General features: G+C 72.7%; 15 protein-coding genes and 1 pseudogene. 1 reads left to right on the top strand and 15 read right to left on the bottom strand.

Annotation, left to right across the window (positions count from 1 at the left end; translation table 11 throughout):
- Positions 1 to 272: 272 nt before the first annotated feature.
- The 8 genes from tmk to bldG all read right to left on the bottom strand — a co-directional run bounded on the left by tmk (position 273) and on the right by bldG (position 13,984).
- Positions 273 to 3,674: a dTMP kinase gene (gene tmk / locus J2Z30_RS31725; protein WP_044573132.1), complete on the bottom strand. Its 3,402-nt coding sequence runs from the start codon at positions 3,672 to 3,674 to the stop codon at positions 273 to 275.
- 121 nt (positions 3,675 to 3,795) lie between these two features.
- Positions 3,796 to 6,645 carry a type I DNA topoisomerase gene (gene topA / locus J2Z30_RS31720; RefSeq protein WP_044573128.1) on the bottom strand — a complete coding sequence of 950 codons (2,850 nt, stop codon included), beginning with the start codon at positions 6,643 to 6,645 and terminating at the stop codon, positions 3,796 to 3,798.
- A 209-nt stretch (positions 6,646 to 6,854) separates the two neighbouring features.
- Positions 6,855 to 7,052, bottom strand: coding sequence for a hypothetical protein (locus J2Z30_RS31715; protein ID WP_044573125.1), 198 nt, complete (start codon positions 7,050 to 7,052; stop codon positions 6,855 to 6,857).
- Between the two features lie 271 nt (positions 7,053 to 7,323).
- Complete coding sequence (locus J2Z30_RS31710) at positions 7,324 to 8,898, bottom strand: DUF7059 domain-containing protein (RefSeq protein WP_044573123.1); 1,575 nt, start codon at positions 8,896 to 8,898, stop codon at positions 7,324 to 7,326.
- Positions 8,899 to 9,144: 246 nt separating this feature from the next.
- Positions 9,145 to 9,717, bottom strand: a complete 573-nt coding sequence (locus J2Z30_RS31705; protein ID WP_308280143.1) for a small secreted protein — start codon at positions 9,715 to 9,717, stop codon at positions 9,145 to 9,147.
- A 237-nt stretch (positions 9,718 to 9,954) separates the two neighbouring features.
- Positions 9,955 to 12,393: a sodium-translocating pyrophosphatase gene (locus tag J2Z30_RS31700; protein ID WP_044573119.1), complete on the bottom strand. Its 2,439-nt coding sequence runs from the start codon at positions 12,391 to 12,393 to the stop codon at positions 9,955 to 9,957.
- Between the two features lie 728 nt (positions 12,394 to 13,121).
- A complete protein-coding gene (locus tag J2Z30_RS31695) occupies positions 13,122 to 13,550 on the bottom strand; it encodes an ATP-binding protein (RefSeq protein ID WP_020870239.1) in 429 nt (142 codons plus the stop codon).
- A gap of 92 nt (positions 13,551 to 13,642) precedes the next feature.
- Entirely contained in the window at positions 13,643 to 13,984 is a 342-nt protein-coding gene (bldG, locus tag J2Z30_RS31690) for an anti-sigma factor antagonist BldG (protein WP_014061729.1), read from the bottom strand.
- A 54-nt stretch (positions 13,985 to 14,038) separates the two neighbouring features.
- On the opposite strand from bldG, the gene sftH reads away from it, so the two are divergent.
- Positions 14,039 to 16,495, top strand: coding sequence for a DEAD/DEAH box helicase (sftH, locus tag J2Z30_RS31685; RefSeq protein WP_078956798.1), 2,457 nt, complete (start codon positions 14,039 to 14,041; stop codon positions 16,493 to 16,495).
- 111 nt (positions 16,496 to 16,606) lie between these two features.
- On the opposite strand, the pseudogene J2Z30_RS31680 reads toward sftH, so the two are convergent.
- The 7 genes and pseudogenes from J2Z30_RS31680 to ssd form a co-directional block, all read right to left on the bottom strand.
- A pseudogene (locus tag J2Z30_RS31680) lies at positions 16,607 to 16,804 on the bottom strand (Rv3654c family TadE-like protein); the annotation flags it as partial.
- 86 nt (positions 16,805 to 16,890) lie between these two features.
- Positions 16,891 to 17,388, bottom strand: coding sequence for a TadE family type IV pilus minor pilin (locus J2Z30_RS31675; protein ID WP_107073330.1), 498 nt, complete (start codon positions 17,386 to 17,388; stop codon positions 16,891 to 16,893).
- Positions 17,389 to 17,506: 118 nt separating this feature from the next.
- A complete protein-coding gene (locus tag J2Z30_RS31670; RefSeq protein ID WP_044573113.1) occupies positions 17,507 to 17,704 on the bottom strand; it encodes a DUF4244 domain-containing protein in 198 nt (65 codons plus the stop codon).
- 187 nt (positions 17,705 to 17,891) lie between these two features.
- Complete coding sequence (locus J2Z30_RS31665; RefSeq protein ID WP_044573110.1) at positions 17,892 to 18,710, bottom strand: type II secretion system F family protein; 819 nt, start codon at positions 18,708 to 18,710, stop codon at positions 17,892 to 17,894.
- Positions 18,707 to 19,669, bottom strand: a complete 963-nt coding sequence (locus tag J2Z30_RS31660) for a type II secretion system F family protein (protein ID WP_044573108.1) — start codon at positions 19,667 to 19,669, stop codon at positions 18,707 to 18,709. The genes J2Z30_RS31665 and J2Z30_RS31660 overlap by 4 nt, the downstream gene beginning before the upstream one ends.
- Positions 19,666 to 20,832: a TadA family conjugal transfer-associated ATPase gene (locus J2Z30_RS31655; protein WP_078956797.1), complete on the bottom strand. Its 1,167-nt coding sequence runs from the start codon at positions 20,830 to 20,832 to the stop codon at positions 19,666 to 19,668. The genes J2Z30_RS31660 and J2Z30_RS31655 overlap by 4 nt, the downstream gene beginning before the upstream one ends.
- Positions 20,829 to 21,938, bottom strand: a complete 1,110-nt coding sequence (ssd, locus tag J2Z30_RS31650) for a septum site-determining protein Ssd (protein ID WP_044573106.1) — start codon at positions 21,936 to 21,938, stop codon at positions 20,829 to 20,831. The genes J2Z30_RS31655 and ssd overlap by 4 nt, the downstream gene beginning before the upstream one ends.
- Between the last annotated feature and the right edge of the window lie 346 nt (positions 21,939 to 22,284).

The following is a 22,284-nucleotide window of genomic DNA, read 5'->3' as shown; positions in this document are numbered from 1 at the left end:
CCCCGCCCCTTCCCGAACCGGGGCGCCGCCCCTGGACCCCGCTCCTCAAACGCCGGAGGGGCTGGAGGGTGCAGCTCCGCCCCGGGGCCGCTCATACGCCGAAGGGCACGACTGCACCCTCAGGACTCCCTGGAAGGCCGGAAGGCCGGAAGGCCGGAAGGCCGGAAGGCCGGAAAAGTCAGCGCCCAGCGCCGATGTCCCTTCGGCGCCCTGCCTCAGCCGGGCGCGGCCATCGGCGGCAGCGCCCGAAACGGACCATCAGCGGACCTCCGTCAGCGGCGGCGGCCGTCCTCGTCGTCGCGGGGGCCGAGCAGTTCGTCGGCCAGGGACGGGAGGTCGTCCAGGGGGGTCTCCTCGGCCCACTCGGGGCGGCGGCGCCGACGCGGCGGTTCCGCCTCGCCCTGCGCCTGACCCTGGTCATACCCCTGCTGGCCCTGGCCCTGGCCCTGGCCGTACTGCGGCATCTCGCGCGTGCGCTCGTTCCCCTGGCCGTGCTCCTGGCCGTGCTCCTGGCCCTGGCCCTGACCCTGGCCCTCGTCCGGGCGGAACAGCCACGGCGGGACCCGGTCCGCCGGGTCGGCGGAGCGCTCGTCCCGTACGGGCGGCAGGACGGCCGTCTCGTCGGCCGCGTTCGTGGGCGGCTCGGCGGGCGGCTGGGGCAGGGCGGTCGTCTCCTCGGCGTCCGGGCCGCCCCGGCGCTCCGGGCCGTCCTGGGGCCGTACGGGCGGCAGCACAGCGGTCTCGTCGGCATCCGGGCCGTTCTGGGGCTTCTGGGGCGGTACAGGCGACGCGGGAGGCACGGGTGGCAGCACCGCGGTCTCATCGGCCGCCGCCGATCCGGTGCCGGGACGGCCGGACTCGCCGCCGTACCCCGCCCGCGGGGGGTCGAACCTCGGTGTCTGGACCGTCTCCGTCGTGTCCGGGTGCGAGCGCGAGTGCGAGTGTGGGTGCGAGTCGTCCGCGCCGGAGCCCGCCGCGCCCCGGGCGCCGCCGGTGCCCCGGGGGCCGTCCTCGTCCTCGGGCGGCGGGGCCGGGGTCTCGGTCTCCACGGTCGGCGCATCCGCCCCGGAGACGGTCGGCGCGTCCGCCCCGGAGGACGCCGCGTCCGCCGCCAGCCGTGCCTGCTCCGCCCTCAGCAGCGCCTCCTCGGCCTTGCGCTGCTCTTCCTGGCGGCGCGCCTCGGCCTCGGCCCGGCGCAGCGCGTCCGCCTCCTCCTGGAGGCGGCGCCGCTCCTCCTCCGCGGCGCGGGCGCGGTCCTCGGCCTCGATGCGCTTGCGGTCCTCCTCGGCCCTGCGGCGCGCGTCCTCGGCCCGCTGGCGGGCCGCCTCCGCCTGCCGCTCGGCCTCGCGCCGACGGGCCTCCTCCAGCTCGAGCCGCTTGCGCTCCTCCTCCTCGGCGCGGGCCTTGGCGAGCGCCTCCTGGCGCTCGCGCTCCAGCCGTTCCTCCTCGGCCTTACGGGCGGCCTCTTCCTCAGCGCGCCGACGAGCCTCCTCCTCGGCGGCCTTACGTGCCTCCTCCTGGGCCTTCACCTCCGCCTCGGACAGCGGCAGCATCTGGTCCAGGCGGTGGCGCACCACGGAGGTGACCGCCTCCGGCAGCTGCCCGGCGTCGACGACGATGTAGCGGGCCGGGTCGGCGGCGGCGAGGGCCAGGAATCCGGCCCGTACCCGCTGGTGGAACTCGGCGGGCTCGGACTCGAGCCGGTCCGGGGCCTCGGTGAAGCGTTCGCGCGCGGTCTCCGGCGAGACGTCCAGCAGCACCGTCAGATGCGGCACCAGGCCGTTCGTCGCCCAGCGCGAGATGCGGGCGATCTCGGTCGCGGCGAGGTCGCGCCCCGCGCCCTGGTAGGCGACGGACGAGTCGATGTAGCGGTCCGAGATGACGACCGCGCCGCGCTCCAGCGCCGGGCGGACCACGGTGTCGACGTGCTCGGCGCGGTCCGCCGCGTACAGCAGCGCCTCGGCGCGGTGCGAGATCCCGGCGGACGAGACGTCGAGCAGGATCGAGCGCAGCCGCTTGCCAATCGCGGTGGCGCCCGGCTCACGGGTCACCACGACCTCGTGCCCCTTGGCCCTGATCCACTCGGCCAGCGCCTCCACCTGCGTGGACTTGCCCGAGCCATCGCCGCCCTCGACGGCGATGAAGAAGCCCGTGGCGGCCGGGCCCTCGCCCGCGCCGCCCCCGCCGAGCAGTGCCTCCCGCAGATCGCGCCGCAGCGGCACGCCCTGCCGGTCGTCGGTCCGGCCGAGGACCAGCGCGGCGACGGGCAGCAGCAGCGCGCCCACCAGCATCAGGGTGAAGGCCGCGCCACCGTGGGCGAAGACGAAGTCACCGCTGCCGAGCCGGTGCGGTCCGATGACGGCGGCGAGCAGCGGCGCGGCGACCGCGCCGAGCCCGACGCCGACGCGCACGACGGCCTGCACATGCTCGGTCATCCGGGGCCGGCGGGTCTCCTCGGACTCCTGGTCCAGCAGGGAGTGGCCGGTGTGGGCGGCGACACCCGCCGACACGCCCGCGATCAGGGCGATCAGCACGACGGTGGTGGTGTCGTGCACCAGGCCCACCGTGAGCAGCGCGAGCCCGGTCAGCGCGACCGACAGCGCCAGCAGCCGGCGCCGCGAAAGGCCCGGGAGGACCTTCGGGGCCCAGCGGATGCCCATCGCCGGACCGCCGGTCAGGACGAGGACGAACAGGGCGAAGCCGACCGGCCCGCCGCCGAGGTCCATGGCCTGCAGCGGGGCGACGCCCACGGCCGCGGCGATCGCGCCCGCCACCCCGGCGCAGGCGAGCACCAGCAGCGGAACGGCTCCGGTGCGGCCCTTGTCGGCGCCGGAGCCAGAGGCGGCACGGGGGCGGCGCAACCCCTCCAGGGGGGAGCGGGTGCGGCTGGTCTGCGCGCCGGGCAGTTCGACGAAGGTGAGGATCGAGATCGACGCGGCGAAGAGTCCGGCGCCGACATACGAGCCGAGGGCGGCCTGGTGGGTGTGGAACCACTCCACGCCGGTGCCCAGCAGCCTGCCGATCAGCGTGACGACGAGCAGCGCGGCGGCCGCGATCGGCAGCGTCACGAAGTTCGTACGGAGCGAGAGCCGGCGCAGCGCGTCCAGGTGGTCGGGCAGCGGCCGCACGGCGGCGCCCTCGGCGGGCGGCGCCGGGAGCAGCGAGGGGGCCGCGCCGTCCTTGGCGACGGTCCAGAAGCGCTCCACGACGCCGACGACGAAGGTGGTGATGAGCAGCCAGGCGACGGCGTCGGCCGGGGCCCAGTCGATCCACAGCGGCGCGATGAGGAGCAGCACCAGCCGCAGACCGTCCGCGCCGACCATGGTCCAGCGGCGGTCCAGCGGCCCGGAGGGGCCGATCAGCGCGGCGAGCGGCCCGAGGAGCACCGCGCCGAACAGCACGGTCGCGAAGAGCCGTACGCCGAGCACCACCGCCACCGCGAAGGCCGCACCGCGATACCCGCCGCCGAAGGAGTCGGCCGCCACCGATGCCTGGAGCGTCAGCAGCACCAGTACCAGTACGGCGAGCACGTCCCCGGTACCACCGACGAGTTGAGCGCTCCACAGCCGTCGCATCGGCTGATAGCGCAGCAGGGCTCGTACGGCCCGCTCGCGGGAGTCCGCGGCAAGGGCACCGGAGGTGGCGGTCACGTCCGTTGGCTGCTCTCGCGTCATCCCGCCAGCCTATCCGGATCGCATGAATCGACGGCCCCCCGGCCGAACAAACGGGCGGTGAGCCGTGGATGGCGTGCGGATTGCTCCGCCTTCCTCCGCTTTCCCGCCCGCCGTCGGCCGGCTACTCGGCGTTGGCCGACGATCTCTCGGCCGCCGTCTTCTTGGCCGCCGTCTTCTTGGCGGCAGTCTTGGCGGTCGTCTTCTTAGCGGCCGTCTTCGTCGCCGCGGTCTTCTTGGCGGCCGTCTTCTTCGCCGTCGTCTTCTTGGCCGCGGTCTTCTTCGCCGCCGTCTTCTTGGCGGTCTTCTTGGCCGGGCCCTTGGCGCGCTTCTCGGCGAGCAGCTCGAAGCCGCGCTCGGGCGTGATGGTCTCCACGTCGTCGTCACGGCGCAGCGTCGCGTTGGTCTCGCCGTCCGTGACGTACGGACCGAAGCGGCCGTCCTTGACCACCACGGGCCGCTCGCTGACCGGGTCGGTGCCCAGCTCCTTCAGCGGCGGCTTGGCCGCGGCCCGGCCACGCTGCTTGGGCTGGGCGTAGATCGCCAGCGCCTGCTCGAGCGTGATGGCGAAGAGCTGCTCCTCGGTCTCCAGCGACCGCGAGTCCGTGCCCTTCTTCAGGTACGGGCCGTAGCGGCCGTTCTGCGCGGTGATCTCCACGCCCTCGGGGTCGATGCCGACCACACGCGGCAGCGACATCAGTTTGAGCGCGTCCTCCAGGGTCACCGTGTCCAGGGACATCGACTTCAGCAGGGAGGCCGTGCGCGGCTTGATGGCGTTCTTACCGCTCTTGGGGGTGTCCTCGGGGAGCACCTCGGTGACGTACGGGCCGTAGCGGCCGTCCTTGGCGACGATCATGCGCCCGGTCTCGGGGTCGGAACCCAGCTCGAACTCACCGCTCGGCTTGGCGAGCAGCTCCTCCGCGAGCTCCACGGTCAGCTCGTCCGGCGGCAGGTCGTCGGGAACGTCGGCGCGCTGGCCGGTACCGCCCTCGACCTCCGAGGGACGCTCCACGTACGGCCCGTAGCGGCCGACGCGCAGCACGATGCCGTCGCCCACGGGGAAGGACGAGATCTCCCGGGCGTCGATCGCGCCCAGGTCGGTGACCAGCTCCTTGAGGCCGCCGAGGTGGTCGCCGTCGCCGTTCCCGGCCTCGGCGGCACCGGCCTGGGCGCCCTCGCCGAAGTAGAAGCGCTTCAGCCACGGCACTGCCTCGGCCTCGCCGCGCGCGATGCGGTCGAGGTCGTCCTCCATCTTGGCGGTGAAGTCGTAGTCGACCAGCCGGCCGAAGTGCTTCTCCAGCAGGTTGACCACGGCGAAGCTCAGGAAGGAGGGCACGAGCGCGGTGCCCTTCTTGAAGACGTAGCCGCGGTCGAGGATGGTGCCCAGGATCGTGGCGTAGGTCGACGGGCGGCCGATCTCGCGCTCTTCCAGCTCCTTGACCAGCGACGCCTCGGTGTAGCGGGCCGGGGGCTTGGTCGCGTGGCCGTCGGCGGTGATCTCCTCGGCGGTGAGCCGGTCGCCCTCGGTGACCTGCGGCAGCCGGCGCTCGCGGTCGTCGAGCTCGGCGTTCGGGTCGTCGGCGCCCTCCACATAGGCCTTCATGAAGCCGTGGAAGGTGATCGTCTTACCGGAGGCGGAGAACTCGGCGTCCCGGCCGTCGCTCGCCTGCCCGCCGATCTTGACGGTGACCGAGTTGCCGACCGCGTCCTTCATCTGGGAGGCGACGGTCCGCTTCCAGATCAGCTCATAGAGCCGGAACTGGTCGCCGGTGAGGCCGGTCTCCGCCGGGGTGCGGAAACGGTCTCCCGAGGGGCGGATGGCCTCGTGCGCCTCCTGGGCGTTCTTGACCTTGCCCGCGTAGGTGCGCGGCTTGTCGGGCAGGTAGTCGGCCCCGTACAGCTGGGTGACCTGCGCCCGAGCCGCCGCCACCGCCGTGTCCGACAGGACGGTGGAGTCCGTACGCATATAGGTGATGTAGCCGTTTTCGTACAGCTTCTGCGCGACCTGCATGGTGGCCTTGGCACCGAAGCCCAGCTTGCGGCTGGCCTCCTGCTGCAGGGTCGTGGTGCGGAACGGCGCGTACGGCGAGCGGCGGTACGGCTTGGACTCGACCGAGCGCACCGTGAAGGCGGTGTCGGCGAGGGCCGCGGCCAGCGAGCGGGCGCCCGCCTCGTCCAGGTGGAGGACGTTGAGGCCGTCCTTGAGCTGCCCGAGCGAGGTGAAATCGCGCCCCTGGGCGACCCGAAGGCCGTTGACGGCCGTAAGGCGGGCACCGAAGGTGCCGGGGTCGCTGACGTCACCCGCCCGGCCGGTGGCGAAGGTCCCGGTGAGGTCCCAGTACTCGGCGGAGCGGAAGGCGATGCGATCGCGCTCCCGCTCGACGACGAGACGGGTGGCGACCGACTGGACCCGGCCAGCCGACAGGCCGCGCATGACCTTCTTCCACAGGACCGGCGAGACCTCGTAGCCGTAGAGGCGGTCGAGGATACGGCGGGTCTCCTGGGCGTCGACCAGGCGCTGGTTCAGCTCGCGCGGGTTGGCCACGGCGGCCCGGATGGCGTCCTTGGTGATCTCGTGGAAGACCATCCGGCGCACCGGGACCTTGGGCTTGAGCACCTCCTGGAGGTGCCAGGCGATGGCCTCGCCCTCACGGTCCTCATCGGTGGCCAGGAAGAGCTCGTCGGAGTCGGCGAGCAGCTCCTTGAGCTTCTTGACCTGGCTCTTCTTGTCAGCGTTGACCACATAGACGGGCTGGAAGTCGTGCTCGACATCCACGCCGAGGCGCCGGACCTCGCCGGTGTACTTGTCGGGAACCTCGGCCGCACCGTTCGGCAGGTCCCGGATGTGCCCGACGCTGGCCTCGACCACGTAGCCCGGACCGAGGTAGCCCTTGATCGTCTTCGCCTTGGCAGGCGACTCGACGATGACGAGTCGGCGGCCGCCCTGCGCGGTCTCGCTGGTGGTCGGGGACAACTTCGCTCTTCTCTCCGGTCGACTCTCGGTGAACGGGCAGTGCCGCGTAGGTAACGCTCACGGCCTCCCTCTACGGTGACGCTGCGGAGTGTGACGGTACATCCCGCCCCCGTGTCAAACGGAAAAAGCCCGCAACGCCACTCGAACGGTAACCCGACAACCGTCCTGTCTGCCGCCCGGACCGGCACGAGGCAGCGTGGAAGGCCCTGTCAGGCGTAACCCAGACACCAGATTCCGCCGCTCAGCGCGGCGATGCCGAAGAGAAGGGAGAGCACCGCGGAAGCGACAGGACTCACACCGTGTGCGACCGGCACACGCAGCCTCAGGCGCGCCGCCGTCCACAGCAGCAGCGCGGCGCCGAACAACACGAATGCCGTTCCGGCGAAGATCGCAGGTCCGCTCTCCATGGCGGGAGCGTGGCACGCGCGGGAGGCGTGGGCGCGAACCCCGGGTGAACAGCGGGCGTCGCCTCGCGCGCGCGTCGCCTCGCCGGGCCCCGTCCGCACCCCGCCCCGGGGCGGCCCCTCCGGCGCCCCCGCGACAGCTTCCTGCCATACGGGGGCGCGATAGAGGGCGCTGTACCACCGGCGTACGCCCCCAGGACACGCGCGGCGCGTTCCCATCCGGCCCCTACGGCGGTCGTGGCGTCCCTATGCCTTCATGACATCTCTATGCCCGTCATGACATCTCTATGCCGTCGTCGCCCCCCGCTCGCAGAAAGCCCTGCTCGACCAGGAGCCGGATCGACTCCGGGGTGCGGTCGCGCAGCACCACCGGATCCTCACCGAGCAACTGGGCGATGGCGTCCAGGATCCGGCCCGCGCTCAGTGTGCCGTCGCACACACCCGCGAAGCCCGCCCCGACCGTGTCCACCTTCGTCGCGCGCCGCATCCCCCGGTGCTGCCTGAGCACCACATGCTCGGGGTCCTCGGCCCCGGGCGGACCCACCTGTTCCTGGACGACGTCGTCGGCCAGCCGGAAGCGGGCGGTCAGCAGCGCCGCGTCGTCATGCGTGCGCAGGAAGTCCTGCCGGTCGAAGTGGGCCATGATCTCGGCCCCCAGCGGCTGCTCGACCGGATGGGGCCACTCCTCCACGGTCACCGAGGGCCGGTCGGCACCGGACTTGCGCAGGGTGATCCAGCCGAAGCCGACGGCCGTGGTCTTCCGCGCCTCGAACTCGTCCAGCCACGCGTCGTAACGCGCCGCGTACGCCTCGGGGCCGGCCAGGTGCTCACCGGCGTCGCGCAGCCACAGCTCGGCGTACTGGGTGACGTCCTGCACCTCGCGCTGCACGATCCACGCGTCACAGCCGGGCGGGACCCAGGAGGCCAGCCGCTCGCGCCAGTCCTCGCCCTCGACGTGCTGCCAGTTCGCGAGCAGCTGACACCAGCCGCCGTCGGCGAGATGCCCGGCGGACCGCTGGACGAGGGTGCGGCACAGATCGTCCCCGGACATCCCGCCCTCCCGGTAGACCAGCTCGCTGCCCTCCGGGGAGCGCGGGGAGATCACAAAGGGCGGGTTGGAGACGATCAGGTCGTACGTCTCGTCCCGGACCGGCTCGAACAGCGACCCCTCCCGCAGATCCGGCTCCGGCGCACCGGACAGGGCGAGGGTCAGCCGGGCGATGGCCAGGGCGCGCGGATTGCGGTCCGTGGCGGTCACGCGGGAGGCGTGGCGGCCCGCGTACAGCGCCTGGATGCCGGAACCGGTGCCGAGGTCGAGGACCCGGTCCACGGGCGCGGGGACGGTGAGACCTGCGAGCGTGGTGGACGCTCCGCCGACCCCGAGGACGAGCCGGGAACGGTCCTCACGGCCGCGCGCCCCGCCCGGCCCACCGATCCCCGCCGCGCCGCCGACCGCGCAGCCCAGGTCGGAGACGATCCACCAGTCCTGGCCCTCGGGCCCGCCGTAAGGCCGCACGTCCACACTCGCGCGCACCTCGTCGCCCTCGCGCACCAGCCAGCCGTCGGCGAGGCAGTCCTCGACCGGGAGGGCCGCGGCCGCCCGCCCGTACGCCACGGGGCACTGCAACAGGAAGAGCCGCACCAGGGTCTCCAGCGGGCCGCTCCCGCTCCGGGTGGCGCGCAGCGCCGGGACGGTCTCCCCGCGCGCCAGGGCCGTGTAGGCGGACGGGCCGAACAGGTCCAGCAGACCGTCGGCGGTGAAGGAGGCGGCCGACAGCGCCTCGCGCAGGCGGGCGGTGCGCTCGGGGTCGGCGGTGGGAAGGCGGAACGAGGGCTGGTGCGTACTCACGCCCCCATTGTCGGGGCAACCGCCGACAGCGGGCGACGGCAGTCGGCATCGGGACGACATCGCCCGCGCCGACCCGGGTGACGGGCCGACAAAGGGTGCGTCAGAGGGCGGCGTTGGCCCCCTGGCGCGAGAACTCCCGGGCGGTCCACGTAAGGACTACGGGAACCGCCCGGGAGGCCTGTGAGGACTACGAGGGCTACGAGGGCTACGAGGGCTACGAGGGCTACGAGGACCAGCGAGGGCCGGCTACGACTGCGTCGTGGCGCCGCCGGCCGTCTTCGGCTTCTGGCAGCCGGGCTGCTTGGCCATCGCCGAGCCGACCTTGCCCTCCTGGAGCTTCTGCAGGGCCTGGTCACCCGACTTGCTGAGCTTGTCGAGCTCATCGGCGACGCCCGCGAGCCCCTGGGCGAACTTGGACTTGTCCGAGGTGTCCAGCTTGTCGATGGCCGACTTCAGCTTCGTGTACGACCCCGAGGTGGCGTTGAGCTCCTTGACCGCCTGCTTCTGAGTCTTGTCGCCGTTGTCCACGGGCGGCGGGCCCGCCTTGTTCACGGCCTTGGCGAGGGCCCCGTAGGACTCGGAGATCTCCTGGAACGCCTTGGAGTCGGTCTGCTGCAGCTTCTTGGAGTCCTGCTCGTCGGCGGCACCCTGGATCGCGGTGTTGGCGCCCTGGATCTTCTTCAGCTGAGGCTGCACCTCGTCACAGACCGACTTGGCCCAGTCGTTGACCTTCTTGTCGTCGTCGCCGCCCCCGCAGCCTGTCAGCGCCAGTACGAGTGCCGCACCGCCGGACAGTGCAGCCACAAGCTTCTTGTTCACCGGATTGGTCCCTTCCATGGCTCTCGGCCCCGGAACATACACGTCCATCCGGCCAAGCCCACCGGAAGAGCGTCCCGTATAAACATTTTTGAGAGCATTTGCACCACGCTCATTGTGGACATGGCCTCATCGAGCGGATGGCGCACCGCGGACAGGGAAGCGGGCGGACGATGTGCCGTCGCACACCGCCCGCCCGCATGTCGCGGGGGCTCTCCCGGCCCCCTGACCCCTTCCGGGCTAGGACACCACCGCCGCGTCGGCTGACTTCGCCACGCGCTCGGAGTTGTCTTCGTCACCTACGACGATTCCGCGCCGCTTGGAGATGTAGACGGCGGTCACGATGATCACGACGGCGATCACCGCGACGGCCGCACGCAGCCCCGGGCTGGCGTCGTCCCCGTAGGAGAACTTGACCACCGCGGGGGCGATCAGCAGCGCCACCAGGTTCATCACCTTCAGCAGCGGATTGATCGCGGGACCGGCGGTGTCCTTGAAGGGATCCCCGACCGTGTCGCCGATCACCGTCGCGGCATGGGCCTCGCTCCCCTTGCCGCCGTGGTGACCGTCCTCGACCAGCTTCTTGGCGTTGTCCCAGGCGCCGCCGGAGTTGGCGAGGAAGACGGCCATCAGCGTGCCGGTGCCGATCGCGCCCGCCAGGAAGGAGCCGAGCGCGCCGACCCCGAAGGTGAAGCCGACGGCGATCGGCGCCATGACGGCGAGCAGACCCGGTGTGGCCAGCTCGCGCAGCGCGTCCTTGGTGCAGATGTCGACGACTCGGCCGTACTCCGGCGTCTCGCTGTAGTCCATGATCCCGGGCTTCTCGCGGAACTGCCGCCGCACCTCGAAGACCACCGCACCGGCCGACCGCGACACCGCGTTGATCGCCAGCCCGGAGAAGAGGAAGACGACGGCGGCGCCGAGGACGAGGCCCACGAGGTTGTTGGGCTGCGAGATGTCCAGGTTCAGATTCATCTCCCCGGCCACGGAGGTGTGCACGTCGCTCACCGCCTCGGCGATGGCGTCGCGGTACGAGCCGAAGAGCGCGGCCGCCGCGAGCACCGCCGTCGCGATGGCGATGCCCTTGGTGATCGCCTTGGTGGTGTTGCCGACCGCGTCCAGGTCGGTGAGCACCTGCGCGCCCGCGCCCTCGACATCGCCGGACATCTCGGCGATGCCCTGGGCGTTGTCGGAGACCGGGCCGAAGGTGTCCATGGCGACGATCACGCCGACCGTGGTGAGCAGACCGGTACCGGCGAGCGCCACGGCGAACAGCGCCAGCATGATCGAAGTGCCGCCGAGCAGGAACGCGCCGTAGACGCTCAGCCCGATCAGCACCGCCGAGTAGACGGCGGACTCCAGCCCCAGCGAGATACCGGAGAGCACCACCGTGGCCGGGCCGGTCAGCGAGGTCTTGCCGACGTCCCGCACCGGGCGCCGGGTGGTCTCGGTGAAGTAGCCCGTGAGCTGCTGGATGAGCGCGGCCAGCACGATGCCGACGGCGACCGCGACGAGCGCGAGCACCCGCGGGTCACCGCTGTGGCCGAGGATCTCGCGGTTGGTGACGCCGTCGAGATCCGCGTAGCTGGACGGCAGATAGGCGAAGACGGCGATCGCCACCAGTGCCATCGAGATCAGGGCGGAGAGGAAGAAGCCCCGGTTGATGGCGCTCATCCCGCTGCGGTCGGAGCGGCGCGGGGCCACGGCGAAGATCCCGATCATGGCGGTGACCACGCCGATGGCCGGGACGAGCAGCGGGAAGGCCAGCCCGGAGTCGCCGAAGGCCGCCTTGCCGAGGATCAGCGCGGCCACCAGGGTGACGGCGTACGACTCGAAGAGGTCGGCGGCCATACCGGCGCAGTCCCCGACGTTGTCGCCAACGTTGTCCGCGATGGTCGCGGCGTTGCGCGGGTCGTCCTCGGGGATGCCCTTCTCGACCTTGCCGACAAGGTCGGCGCCGACGTCGGCGGCCTTGGTGAAGATGCCACCGCCGACCCTCATGAACATCGCGATCAGCGCGGCGCCGAGGCCGAAGCCCTCCAGCACCTTGGGCGCGTCGGCCGCGTAGACCAGCACCACACAGGAGGCGCCCAGCAGTCCGAGGCCCACGGTGAACATGCCCACCACACCGCCGGTGCGGAATGCGATCTTCATTGCCTTGTGCGAGACGGCCGTGAGATCCACGCTCGGCTTACCGGGCGAGGAAGCGGCCGAATCGCCATTGACGGGTGTGGTGGGGGGCTCGGGGGTGGCCTCACGGGCGGCGGCGGCGACGCGCACATTGCTGCGCACCGCGAGCCACATCCCGATATAGCCGGTCGCCGCCGAGAATGCCGCACCGATCAGAAAGAACACCGAACGCCCGATGCGCTGCGGCCAGTCGTCCGCCGGCAACAGCATGAGCAGGAAGAACACCACCACGGCGAATCCACCGAGGGTGCGCAGCTGCCGGGCCAGATAGGCATTGGCGCCTTCCTGAACGGCTTCGGCGATCTTCTTCATACTGTCCGTGCCCTCGCCGGCCGCGAGGACTTGTCGTACCAGCACCACCGCGACCGCGAGCGCCGCGATCGCGACGGCGGCGATCACCAGCACGATCACACGGTTGTCGTCGGTCAGCTCTGCGGCGGCCAGGGTTGGGGTGAGGTCCAGCTGATGAGGGGTGAGAGGCCCCGCCATTCGTCCTCCTTGACGTTTGGCACATGGGCGCGCAGCAGTTCTGCGACCGCAGAAGAGCCGCCGCGCTCAGGCGTCCTGAGCTCGAGATGTGGACGGATTGTAGGGAGCGTCACACGATCAAAACAGGGCGCCGGAATGGGAATTCCCCCGCACCAGCGAAGATCAATAGGCTTGGCGGTACGAATTCCTTCGGAAGAAGGAAGATCGACAATGCGGTGACGGATGTAAAGTGATCTCTATAAATGATCTATGTGGATGATCTCAATGTCGATCTTGCGGCGGTTGTGCCGCACCGAGAAAAGCGGTGTTCAGAGCCTACGCCCGAGATCGAAAATGCGCGCGCCGAGAGATGCGCCGTGGGGTGCGCCCGGGGTACGCCGGGACGATGCCGCCGAGCGGGCGCGGGCACGCCGACAGCCGGATCGGCGATCTTGAAACGGCCGGTCCGGTAGTCCGGAAGATCGGGCGAGGGGATGGCGGGCAGATGCCCCTCGAGGGGCCCGATTCGGCGGCCATGGCGAGTTCAGCCCGCGCCGGGCCCCGAGGGCGAGACAAGGCCCGGCCCGGCCCGCTGGAACATGGCCTGAACCGTCGAAGGCAGGGCCCGACCCGGCGAGCACATGCCCCAACCCGGCGAGGACATGCCCCGACCCGGTGAGCACATGCCCCGACCCGGTACGGGCCGAACCCGAACCGGTGGTCCAGGCCACCAAAGGCCTTGGCTTGGGCTAGGACACCAGAGGCTGGGGCGATGTCGGCCAGCTCATCCGGATCACTCCACCGGTCTCGCTGGTCGTCACCTCGACATCGTCGACGAGCCCGCTGATGACGGCGAGACCCATCTCGTCCTCACCCTCGGCCTCGTCGTCCGCCTCCGGATGGGAGCCGGGCGCCAGGGCGGCCGAGGTCGGGGATTCGTCACCGACCTCGATGGAGAACTTCTTCTCCTCCTCGGTCAGGATCACCCGCACCGGTGCCTCCACCCCATTGCTCAGGTGGAGCCCGACCGCACGTGTGCAGGCCTCGCCGACCGCGAGCCGCACCTCGTCGAGCACGGCCTCATCCACCCCCGCCCGGCGCGCCACGGCCGCCGCGACAAGACGAGCGGTCCTGACGTGCTCGGGCAGCGCGCTGAAGCGGAGTTCGACGGTGGCCATGCCATCCCCCTCGGGCGTATGGGCGTGCGTATGGGGAGGGCCGGGCGAGCGCCGCCCGGAACCCCCTTCTGTGTCTTCCTTCGGCGATCTTGTCAGTCGGTCGCCGCGACAGCGTCCTCGACCGAGGTGTGAATCGGGAACACCTTGGTCAGGCCGGTGATGCGGAAGATCTTCAGAATGCGCTCCTGGTTGCAAACCAGGCGCAGCGAGCCCTCGTGGGCCCGCACTCGCTTGAGCCCGCCGACGAGCACGCCGAGTCCGGTGGAGTCGAGAAAGTCGACGCCCTCCATGTCGACGACCAGGTGGTAATTGCCGTCGTTGACAAGCTCGACCAGCTGCTCGCGCAGCTTGGGCGCGGTGTATACATCAATCTCGCCACCGACCTCGACGACCGTGCGGTCGTCGACGGTCCGAGTCGACAGGGACAGGTCCACGGATCCTCCAGCACCTTGCATCGAGCGGTCGCCCCCCATGGATCGGCAGCCGCGATGGCATTCAATCACTTACCAGCAGGCGTGCACGACGCCTTGAGACCATTGTCCGTCAGACCAGTGACACACTCGGTGTCGATGGCCGACAACCAAATCCCGCGGCAGGCGGGCATACGCCCCTCACCCCGGGCCGTCCTCGGTCGGCTGAGCACCGGGGCGAGCCGGAGTACGCGCATCACTCATACGGAGCACTTGCCCCCACGCCCGGGAACCCATGCCGACTGGCCCTCGGCGATCCGGCCAGAGGTGATCAACGCCATTCGCGCGGTCGGCATCGAGCGCCCCTGGGCCCACCAGGCGCGCACGGCCGAACACGCGCTGCGCGGCGAATCCGTGGTCGTGGCCACCGGAACCGCCTCCGGCAAGTCCCTCGCCTATCTGGCCCCCGTCCTCAGCGCCCTGCTGGACGGCTCGGAGGAGCCCAGCGGCCGGGGGGCGACCGCCCTGTACCTCTCCCCCACCAAGGCGTTGGCCGCCGACCAGCGCCGCGCGCTGGCCCCCCTCACCGCCCCGCTGGGCACCGGCATCCGGGCGGCGGTCTACGACGGCGACACGCCGGTCGAGGAGCGCGAGTGGGTCCGGCAGTACGCGAACTACGTGCTCACCAACCCCGACATGCTCCACCGGGGCATCCTGCCCGGCCACCCCAGATGGTCCTCCTTCCTGCGCGCCCTGCGCTATGTGGTGATCGACGAGTGCCACACCTACCGGGGTGTCTTCGGCTCCCATGTGGCCCAGGTGCTGCGCAGGCTGCGCCGCGTCTGCGCCCGCTACGGCTCCTCGCCCGTGTTCCTGCTCGCCTCCGCCACCGCCTCCGACCCGGCGGTCGCCGCGTGCCGGCTGACCGGCGTGCCGGTGGCGGAGATCACCGAGGACGGCTCGCCCCGCGGCGAGGTCGTCTTCACCCTCTGGGAGCCGCCGCTGACCGAACTCCACGGCGAGCAGGGCGCCCCCGTGCGGCGCACGGCCACGGCCGAGTCCGCGGACCTGCTCACCGACCTGGCCGTCCAGGGCGTCCGTACGGTCACCTTCGTGCGCTCCCGGCGGGGCGCGGAGCTCATCGCGCTCATCGCCCAGGAGCGGCTCGCGGAGGTGGACCGCTCGCTGCCGGACCGGATCGCCGCCTATCGCGGGGGCTATCTCCCCGAGGAGCGCCGCGCCCTGGAGAAGGCCCTGCACTCCGGTGAGCTGCTGGGGCTCGCCGCGACCACCGCCCTTGAGCTGGGGATGGACATCGCCGGGCTGGACGCCGTGGTCGTGGCGGGCTATCCCGGCACCCGCGCCTCCCTGTGGCAGCAGGCGGGGCGAGCCGGGCGCACCGGCGAGGGGGCCCTCGCGATCCTGGTCGCCCGGGACGACCCGCTGGACACCTACCTCGTCCACCACCCGGACGCCCTTTTCCGGCAACCGGTGGAGTCCACCGTCCTGGACCCGGACAACCCTTACGTCCTCGCGCCGCACCTGTGCGCGGCCGCGGCCGAGCTTCCGCTCACCGAGCCCGACCTGGAGCTCTTCGGGCCCGCCACCGAGGAGCTGATGCCACAGCTGGAGCAGCGCAAGCTGCTGCGCCGACGGGCGAAGGCCTGGCACTGGACCCGCCGTGAGCGCGCCGCCGACCTCACCGACATCCGCGGGGCGGGCGGCAGCCCGGTCCAGGTCGTGGAGGCGGCGACCGGACGGCTGCTGGGCACCGTGGACGCTGCGGCGGCCCACACCACCGTCCACGAGGGCGCCGTCCACCTCCACCAGGGCCGGAGCTATCTCGTCGAACAGCTCGACCTCGACGACTCGGTCGCCCTGGTGGAGGAGGCCACTCCGCCCTACTCGACCACGGCCCGCGACACCACGGCGATCTCCATCCTGGAGACCACCACCGAGATCCCCTGGGGGGACGCGCGGCTGTGCTTCGGCTCGGTCGAGGTCACCAACCAGGTGGTCTCCTTCCTGCGCCGCAAGCTGATCACCGGTGAGGTCCTCGGCGAGTCCAAGCTGGACCTTCCGCCGCGCACCCTGCGCACCCGGGCGGTGTGGTGGACGGTGACCGACGACCAGCTCGAGGAGGCCCGGGTGCACCCCCAGGCCCTCGGCGGCGCCCTGCACGCCGCCGAGCACGCCTCGATCGGCATCCTGCCGCTCTTCGCCACCTGTGACCGCTGGGACATCGGCGGGGTGTCCATCCCGCTGCACCCCGACACGCTGCTGCCCACCGTCTTCGTCTACGACGGGCACCCGGGTGGTGCGGGCTTCGCCGAGCGCGCCTTCCACACGGCCGCCCGCTGGCTGGCGGCCACCCGCGAGGCGATCGCCGTCTGCGAGTGCGAGGCGGGATGCCCGTCCTGCATCCAGTCGCCCAAGTGCGGCAACGGCAACGACCCGCTGGACAAGAAGGCCGCCATCCGCCTGCTGACGACCCTGCTCGCCGGCGCCCCGGAGCCGCCGCCTCCCGCCGAGTGACCGCTCTCCGCCGCCCGGTGGGGACGGCGGTCCGGTGACGGAAGTGCCCGCGGGCCCCGCCCGCGCCCGGACGCGGAGGGTGAACGGGCCGGTCCGCACCTCCGCCGTGAGATCCGCGATCTCACCGCTCAGGGCACAGCGCACCACGCGCGCCCCCTGGGCGGAGGCCACCCGCCGGGCGAGACCGCATGCCGTACGAGCCCCCTCCAGGCCGTGGTCCGCCGCCGCGAGCACCGCCAGATCGGCGGCGCCGCCCGCCCGATGGCGCGCCACCATGGCCTGCCCGGCCGCCAGCACGGTCGCGAACACCACGCACAGGGCCGTCGCGGCCAGCGCGGTCCAGACGGTGGCCGACCCCCGGTCGTCCGCCCACCTAACGGGACCGCCTCCCGGACTCACGGGGCCGCCTCCTGGGCCGCACCGCCCGCACCGCTCACGCCGTCCACACTGCCCGCACCGTCCACGCCGTCCGCACCGCCCGCACCGACCCTGCCCATCGCGTCGCCCGCGCCCACCGTCTCCTCGGCGAGCGCGGCGGCCTCTCCGCGCAGATCCACCGCCAGCGGACCGGGACCGGCGGCGTGGGTCCGGACCCGCACCCGCACCAGGTCCCCCTCCCGCCACAGCTCGACCCGAGCCCCATCAGGGGCGGCCGAGCGGGCGGCGGCCATCGCGTCCGCCTCCGGCTCCGAACGCGCCGCCGCCCTCGCCCCGGCCCTGGCCGCGTCCACGCACTGAAGCTGCGCGGACGCGGCCATCAGCCCCCAGATCAGCATCAGGGCGAACAGCGCCAGCACCGGGAGCGCGACGGCCGCCTCCGCCGTTACGTAGCCGCTGTCCCGCGCAGGGCCCCGGGCCCCCGGGGCGCCCGTCCTGGGGGCACACAGGGCCATCGGGACGCCGCCGCGGGCCCTCCGGGCGCCACTGGCCCTCCGGACGCCGCTGGCCCTCGGGACGCCCCGCGCGCAGCTCCTGGCGCGCGAGCCCGTCCGCTTCCCCGTCCCCGGCGACTCAGAACTGCGCATCGAGCGCCCGTCCGATGACCGACTGCAGCGCGCCGCTGACGGCCCCGCTGGTCACCACCTTGTAGAGCACCGCGGCGAAACCGCATGCCGCGATCGTCCCCATCGCGTACTCGGCGGTGGTCATGCCCGCCTCGGCCTCCACCCGCGCCGCCGCGTACCGCCGTGCCCACCACTGCTTCACCATGTCGGCCCCCTGTCCTGTCCGCGGTGTCACCGACCGCGGTGTTGTCGTTCGTCGTGCTGTCGTCGTTCGTCGTGCTGTTGTCGTGCAGCTGCCGCTCGTGCCGCTGTCGTTGATGCCGCTGCCGCTCGTGCCGCTGTCGTTGGTGCGGCAGTCGTTCGCTGTGTTGTCGCCGTGGTCCCGCCCGTGCTCAGGGGCCGTCGCCCATCAGGCCGCCGGCCAGCCCGATCATCACCGGGGCCAGACCGACCAGCAGGAACGCGGGGAGGAAGCAGCCCGCGAGTGGCGCGTTGACCAGCACACCGGTGCGGTCGGCCCGTCTCATCGCCTCCCGCCCTTGCTCGGCCCGGCATTCGGCCGCCAGCCGGGAGACCGGCTCCACCGCCGGAGCGCCCGTTGTCCCGGCGCTTTCCAGAGCGCGCGCCAGCCCCTGCGCTCCGGGCAGGGCTCCGATGCGCCCCCACGCGTGGGCCGGTTCGCCGCCCAGCCGCAGCTCCGCCGCGGTCCGGGCGAGCCGCTCGCCGACCGGGCCGCCGAGCGAACCTCCCACCGCCTCAGCCGCCCTCCGCGGGCCCGCTCCGGCCGCCAGGCATGCCGTCAGCAGATCGGCGGCCAGCGGAATCTGGCCCGCGGCGAAGGCTTCGAGGTGCCGGTCAGGGCCGGACCGCCCAGCCGTGGCCCGGCGGTGCCGCTGCCACCGCCAGAGGCCACAGGCCGCGGCGAGACCCAGCACCCACCCCGGCGGCCCTCCGACGAGGACGACGGCGATCGTCAGCGCGCCGCCCGGCGCGGCCCAGGCGGGCAGAGCGCCCGCGCCGGACCCGGCGCGCCACCGCCGCCACGGCCGGGCCCGCCGCGGCCGCCCGTCCTCCGCACCCGGAAGCAGCGCCATCAGCCGTCGTCGGGCGCCTCGCTCCCGACGGGCCTCGACCATCGCCATCGCCGTACACAGGGCCGCCGCCAGGAAGGACAGCGAAATCCCCAGGCTGTGGACAACCTCGGCGCTCATCGGCCACTCCGGCGATCCGCTGGGCCTCGGCCGAGGTGCGGATCCCCTCGCCGCCGCCCCGGCTCACGCGCGGCTCGCACCATCCGGCCGGTCCAGACCAGGCCCGCCCACTCCAGCAGGCCGCCCAGCAGCAGACAGCTCAGCCCGGCCGGGGTATGCAGCAGCACATGCAGCGGATCGGAGCCCATGAGGCCGCCCAGCACCAGCCCGACGATGGGCAGTACGGCCAGCCCGAGGGCGGTGGCCTTGGCGCCCGCCAGCTTGGCGTCCAGGCTCTCCCGCTGGTCCCGCTCGGCGCGCAGCGCCGCCGCCACCCGGTCGAGGCCCGCCGCCAGCCCTGCTCCCTCGTCGACCGCCACCTGCCAGCAGGCGGCGACCCCGGTCAGCCCCTCGGCGCCCGGCAGCCGGGCCACCCTCCGCAACGCGTCCGGCACATCCCCGCCGAACCGCGCCGCGGCCGTCACCAGCCCCCAACGCTCCCTCAGGTGCCCCGGGTCCACCGCCAGCAGCGCCTCGCCGGGATGCCGCCCGGCCCGCAGCTCGCCCGCCACGGTGGCACAGAGCTGGATCACCCCGGCGGCGCGCCGCACACGGTCCCGCTCGCCCCGCCGGGACCGCAGCCACCGGCCGACGACCGGAGTGGCCAGCACCGCCCCGAGCAGCGGCAGAACCGACGCGCCCAGCAGTGCGATCACACACCCGACCGGCAGACACAGCAGCTCACGCCCCATCCGCCCGCCGTACTTGACCCGCCAGCGCTCCCGCAGCCAGGCGGCGGTCTCGGACAGCCGCCGCACCGGGTCGGCTCTCTCGGACTCGACGGGTCCGCCGCCGGCCAACAGCAGCCTGGCCCGGCGCAGCTCCCGGTCCCGCCCGGTGAGCAGCCATAAGGCCACCCCCACGCACAGCGTCGCGGCGCAGAGCGTCAGCGCCCCCGGGTCCGCTCCCGCGCCCGTCATGCCGCGCCTCCGCCCCGTGCACACAGCCGCTGGAGCCGCTGCCAGCCGGCCGCCCGCTCGAAGCCCTCGGGGCTCCAGACGGCCGCGGGAACGGTCGTGACGAAGCCCGCCCGGTCCCGGTCCAGCACATGCAGCTCGGCGACCCTGCGCCGCCCGGCGCGGTCGCGCACCAGATGGACCACGACCGACAGCGCCGCCGCCAACTGGCTGTGGAGCGCGGCCCGGTCCAGACCGGCGGTCGAACCGAGCGCCTCCAGCCGCGCGGGCACATCGGCCGCCGTATTGGCGTGGACAGTGCCGCAGCCACCCTCATGACCGGTGTTCAGCGCCCCCAGGAGGTCCGTGACCTCGGCGCCTCTCACCTCGCCGACCACCAGCCGGTCGGGGCGCATGCGCAGCGCCTGCCGCACCAGGTCCCGCAGGGTGACCTGGCCCCGGCCCTCCTGGTTGGCGGGGCGGGTCTCCAGCCGGACCACATGCGGATGGTCGGGCCGCAGCTCGGCCGAGTCCTCGGCGAGGACGATCCGCTCCCGTGGGCCTACCAGCCCCAGCAGGGTGCTCAGCAGCGTTGTCTTGCCCGAGCCCGTGCCGCCGCTGATCAGGTAGGACAGCCGGGCTTCCAGCATGGCCCGCAGCAGCCGTGCGCCGTCCGGCGGCACCGTCCCGGCCGCCTCCAGCTCCGCGAGGGAAAACGCCCTGGGGCGCACCACCCGCAGCGAGAGGCAGGTCGAGCCGACCGCGACCGGAGGGAGCACCGCATGCAGCCGGGTCCCGTCCGGCAGCCGGGCGTCCACCCATGGCCGGGCGTCGTCCAGCCGCCGCCCGGCCACCGCGGCGAGCCGCTGCGCGAGCCTGCGTACGGCGGCCGCGTCCACGAAGGTGACATCCGTGCGCTCCAGCCCCGAGCCGCGGTCCACCCACACCTCGTCGGGGGCGGTGACCAGGACGTCCGTGACATCCGGGGCGGCCAGCAGCGGCTCCAGAGGGCCGGAGCCGACCAGCTCCGAGCGCAGCGCCTCCACGACCCCGAGCACCTCGGTGTCGCCGAGCAGCCGCCCTTCCTCGCGCAGGGCCGACGCCACCATCGCGGGTGTCGGCTCCGCGCCGCTCCCGGCCAGCCGCAGCCGCACCGCGTCCAGCAGATCCGGCGATACGGCGCTCATGCGGTGACACCTCCCTCGTCGGCGAGGGCGCGCGCCCAGAACTCGGCGCAGAACCGGCCGAGCGGTCCACGGGGGCTGCCGCCCGGGGGTTCCCCGCCCTCGAACGCGTCCGCCATACCGGGCTCCGGTGGCAGCTGACCGGCCAGCGGCAGCCCGAGCAGCTCCGCGATCTCCTCGTCGCCGAGCTCCGGCCCACACGGGCCGCGCACCACCGCGCGGAGATCCCGCAGCACCATGCCCACCGTGGACGCCACCCGGTGAGCGGCCGCGACCGCTCGCAGCTCCGCCGGGACGACCAGCAGTCCGAGGTCGATCTGGGACAGCGCCTCGGCCGCCGCGTCGTCGACGCGGCGTGGCAGATCCACCACCACGACCCCGCCGCGCCGTCGGGCCGCGGCCAGCACCGCCCGCATCGCAGACGGCGGGATGACGACCGAATCGCCGCGGTCCCAGCTGAGCACCCGCAGCGCGTGCAGCTCGGGCAGGGACTCCTCGAGGGCGCTTCCGGCGACCCGCCCCCGCGACTCGGCGAAGGCGGGCCATCTCAGCCCCTGCACGCCCTCGCCACCGAGCAGTACGTCGAGCCCGCCGCCCAGCGGATCGGCATCGATCAGCATGGTGCGCCGGCCGGAGCGGGCCGCGGTGACCGCCAGGGCGCAGGCGAGGGTGGAGGCGCCCGCGCCGCCGCGGCCGCCGATGACCCCGACGGTCAGGGCCTGCCGGCCCACGCCTTCTGCGACATCGGCGATCCGGTCCACCAGCCAGGTCTCGGCATCGGGCAGGAACGCCACATTGTCCGCGCCGAGCGCCACCGCCCGCCGCCAGATGCCGTGGTCGTCCAGATCGCGCCCGATGAGCAGCACCCCTTGTCTGCGGGCTCGGTCCGACAGCCGGGCGGCCGAGTCGTCGCCGACCAGAATCAGCGGCGCGGCCTCCCAGCTGCCCCGGCGGGTGAGCGCGCCATGCGCCACTTCCGGTTCCGCTCCGGCGGCCGCGCACAGCCGCAGCAGATCATCGAGAAGCGCCTCGTCCTCGGTGACGATGAGCGGTCTGCTTCGCTGTCCTTCGGTCGCCGAAGGGCGTTCCGGTGTGATGGATGCAGTCACGATCCCCTCCCATATCCGTTACGCGCTCTCACTCCCGCGAACAGCGAGTGCGAGCATCGCGGAGAATCACCGTGCTGCGATCCAGGAAATCTTGGGGATCTTGGTCCAAAACCGTGGACAACTCATCAGTTGTGAATATCCCAGTCACCTAAACCAGTGACTTCCGGAGAGCAGTCTAGCGATTACGCACGGTTACCACTCAAGCTGTGACGAGGCGGGACCGCACGGGCCCGAGGGAGGGGAGCAAGATCTCATGAGAACGCCGAAAATGCGTCCGGACATGCGACGACCCCCGCCGGGGGGGAGAGCGGGGGTCGTCCCCACGGCCGACTCGGGGGGGGAGGAG

The organism is Streptomyces iranensis, assembly GCF_017874715.1.
Lineage (GTDB): Bacteria > Actinomycetota > Actinomycetes > Streptomycetales > Streptomycetaceae > Streptomyces > Streptomyces iranensis.
This window is presented reverse-complemented; position numbering and strand designations above follow the sequence as displayed.